Origin of the sequence: Pseudomonas sp. (assembly GCF_050739655.1) — a bacterium.
GTDB lineage: Bacteria > Pseudomonadota > Gammaproteobacteria > Pseudomonadales > Pseudomonadaceae > Aquipseudomonas.
In genome coordinates this window covers 1-3,522 of record NZ_JBOIBY010000505.1, presented here as the reverse complement: position 1 = coordinate 3,522, position 3,522 = coordinate 1, and the positions used below count along the sequence as shown (strand labels likewise).

Genomic DNA, 3,522 nt, shown 5'->3' with positions numbered 1-3,522 from the left:
ATGGTGTACATAAAGTTTGTATACGCCGCCGAACCCTGTGGGAGCGGGCTTGCCCGCGAAGAGGTCGGAACAGCCAACACAAAAACATCAGGCAGTAAAAAGCCCCGACTCATACGAGCCAGGGCTTTTGATTGAGCGCTACAACGACTTAACCGTTGAACACATCATCCACGCTTTTCAGCGGGTAGTTCTTCGGATACGGCAGGGTCGCTACGCCGGTCTCGATCGCAGCCTTGGCCACGGCATCGGAGATCAGGGTGATCAGACGGGCATCCATTGGCTTGGGAATGATGTACTCACGACCGAATTCCAGCTTGATGCCGCCGTAGGCGTCGCACACTTCCTGAGGTACTGGCAGCTTGGCCAGTTCGCGCAGGGCGTTGGCCGCAGCCACTTTCATTTCTTCGTTGATGCGCTTGGCGCGAACGTCCAGGGCACCACGGAAGATGAACGGGAAGCCCAGTACGTTGTTGACCTGGTTCGGGTAGTCCGAACGGCCAGTGGCCATGATCACGTCGTCACGGGTGGCGTGCGCCAGCTCCGGGGAGATTTCCGGATCAGGGTTCGAGCACGCGAACACGATCGGGTTGGCCGCCATGGATTTCAGGCCTTCAGCGCTCAGCAGGTTCGGACCGGACAGGCCGACGAACACGTCTGCGCCTTGAAGGGCGTCTGCCAGGGTGCGCTTTTCAGTCGCGTGAGCGAAGACAGCCTTGTACTGGTTCAGGTCGTCACGGCCGGAGTGGATCACGCCGGTACGGTCGATCATGTAGATGTTTTCGATGTTGGCGCCCATGCTCACCAGCAACTTCATGCAGGAGATGGCGGCAGCGCCGGCACCCAGGCAGACGATCTTGGCTTCAGGCAGGGTTTTGCCAGCGATTTCCAGGGCGTTGATCATGCCGGCCGCGGTCACGATCGCGGTGCCGTGCTGGTCATCGTGGAATACAGGGATGTCGCACTGCTCGATCAGAGCGCGCTCGATCTCAAAGCACTCAGGTGCCTTGATGTCTTCCAGGTTGATACCACCGAAGGTGATGGAGATACGTTTGACGGTGTCGATGAAGGCTTGCGGGCTTTCGGAGTCAACTTCGATGTCGAAAACGTCGATGCCAGCGAAGCGCTTGAACAGTACGCCTTTACCTTCCATCACTGGCTTGGAAGCCAATGGGCCGAGGTTACCCAGACCGAGAATCGCGGTGCCATCGGAAATGACTGCAACCAGGTTGCCTTTACCGGTGTACTTGTAGGCCAGCTCAGGATCGCGACCGATTTCGCGCACTGGTTCGGCTACGCCGGGGCTGTAGGCCAGCGACAGGTCGCGGGCGGTAGCGGTAGGCTTGGTGAGCTCGACGCTCAGCTTTCCTGGACGAGGATTGGCGTGATACTCGAGAGCGGCAGTTTTCAAATCAGACATGTGGGCATTCCGCTTTTACTGTTGGACAGACTGGTCAGCGAGGATACGCGCCTCGCAAAATCCCCACAAGACTGACCGGTCACCCCTGTCAAGCGCCCTGCCCTACGACTTTGGGCCAAGAGCCGCGGAACACAAGGGATAGACTGTTCACAATCAGAGCGAAAAATGTCTACAATTATTTTGTTACGGCGCAACCTGAAACATCGCCGGATCCGTCAGCGGCAACATCCATCGCACCTGACCATCCTTGAGGCCGCCACGGCGCGAACGGTCGAGCACCCAGCCACGAGCCTCGATCTGCTTGCCTTTGAGCACCTCAAGCGAAGCGACATCAAAGCGACCCAGCAGATTGGGTGCAACACGCAATACAACCGAATCCTGCAATTCGATCCAAACCCCGCCACGATTACGCTGAACCTTGCTCACGCGACCGCTGAGCACAGCAAAACCGGAAGCACTGATCTGATCCGCTTTCAGTACAGGTGACTGGCGCCAAACGCCAAGCCCGGCCTTGCGGGCACTGAGCTCCGCGGCTTGCTGACAACTGATCAGATCGACATTCGGTGGGATTGCCACCAGAAAACCCAAGCCTTCGGCGAGCATTTGCGCTTCGAGATTGGTCCCGTCGGCACCAAAGACATGGGCCAGGGTTCGGCCGTAGCGATCTTTGCTTTCTTTACCGGGCTGCAAACCCACGCGCCCGTCACTCGCCGACACCAGGGCTTCGAGGCGCTTGCGCGCAGCCACGGCGAACGGCTCGTCGGAACGACCCTTCTTACCAAGCTCCGGCGTGTTCAAGCCAATCATGCGCACACTGCGGCCATCGCTCAGGCGCAGCGTATCGCCATCGACCACTCGCTGAACCACGACGGATGACAGGTCGCCCGGTGTCGGACAGAAAGCCTGAGCACCGGAGAGCCAAATCGCGGACATAAAAAAGGCGCCCACAAGGGACGCCTTCTTCATCAGCATGGAAAAACCTGGACGGTTTCCCAAGTTGATTGGCCTTAGGCCTTTTTCGCGCCGAAAGCACCGAAACGGTCTGCGAAGCGCTGAACGCGGCCGCCAGTGTCCAGAGTCTTTTGCTTACCGGTGTAGAACGGGTGGCATTCGTTGCAAACGTCGATCGCCAGGGCTTTGCCGAAGGTCGAACGGGTTTCGAACTTGTTGCCGCAGCTGCAGGTAACAGCAACTGCTGGGTATTCTGGATGGATATCAGCTTTCATGGTGTCTTCCTCAGGCTAGCGTGCCGCCACCCAACACTATTGTTGAATACCGCACGTAATTAGGCCGCGGATTCTACCAGACAATCCTGATCACGCAAGCTGTCGCTTCTACCGACCGTCTGCTAGGCTCCCGCCCCAATACGCGCTCCCACAGGGGACATACGACCCCGCTTTTATCTTCCGCTGATCGAGATCCCCCGCGTGCCCGACGCCATTCTGCGCCTCGCCCTGCCTTCGCCGCTGCGCCGTCTGTTCGACTACCGTGCTCCCGCCGGCGTCCTGCGCAGCCAGCTGCACCCAGGCATGCGCCTGCGGGTACCGTTCGGCCGGCGCGAGATGATCGGAATTCTGGTGGAAGTCACCAACACCAGCGAAGTGCCGGCCGAGAAACTCAAGCCGGCCCTGGCCCTGCTCGATGCTACCCCACCGCTGCCGCCCGCACTGTTCAAGCTGTGCCTGTGGACCTCCCAGTACTACCAGCACAGCCTCGGCGACACCTTGAGCTGGGCGCTGCCGGTGCTGCTGCGCCAGGGTGAGCTGGCCGAAGCACGCCAGGAACGGTTCTGGTCCGCCGCGCCGGGCGCCAGCCTCGATGATCCGCGCATCGCCCGCGCCCCGCGTCAGCGCGAAGCCCTGGCTACGCTGGCCCAGCACCCCCACGGCGTTGCCCATCAATTGCTGAGCAAGCTGATGCTGAGCAAGGACAGCCTGGATTTGCTGTTGGCCAAGGAACTGGTGCAAGTCGAGATCCGCCGCCACGCTCCGGGTGCACGCCACGAACACTGGCTGGCGCAACCGGAACTCCCGCTGAACCCGGAGCAGCGCGCCGCCTATGAGGCGATTCGCGCCGGCTTCGACAGTTATCACGCGTTCCTGCTG

The 3,522-nt window shown here is 60.2% G+C and carries 3 protein-coding genes and 1 pseudogene; 1 reads left to right on the top strand and 3 read right to left on the bottom strand.

All coding sequences use genetic code 11. The features are described 5' to 3' along the window. Window positions 1–148: 148 nt before the first annotated feature. From ACRESJ_RS24075 to rpmE, 3 genes are all read right to left on the bottom strand, one after another. Window positions 149–1,417 carry a malic enzyme-like NAD(P)-binding protein gene (locus tag ACRESJ_RS24075; RefSeq protein ID WP_431760143.1) on the bottom strand — a complete coding sequence of 423 codons (1,269 nt, stop codon included), beginning with the start codon at window positions 1,415–1,417 and terminating at the stop codon, window positions 149–151. A gap of 183 nt (window positions 1,418–1,600) precedes the next feature. Further along, window positions 1,601–2,389: a thermonuclease family protein gene (locus ACRESJ_RS24070; RefSeq protein WP_431760142.1), complete on the bottom strand. Its 789-nt coding sequence runs from the start codon at window positions 2,387–2,389 to the stop codon at window positions 1,601–1,603. 35 nt (window positions 2,390–2,424) lie between these two features. After that, a complete protein-coding gene (gene rpmE / locus ACRESJ_RS24065) occupies window positions 2,425–2,643 on the bottom strand; it encodes a 50S ribosomal protein L31 (protein ID WP_008047849.1) in 219 nt (72 codons plus the stop codon). 201 nt (window positions 2,644–2,844) lie between these two features. On the opposite strand from rpmE, the pseudogene ACRESJ_RS24060 reads away from it, so the two are divergent. After that, a pseudogene (locus tag ACRESJ_RS24060) lies at window positions 2,845–3,522 on the top strand (primosomal protein N'); the annotation flags it as partial.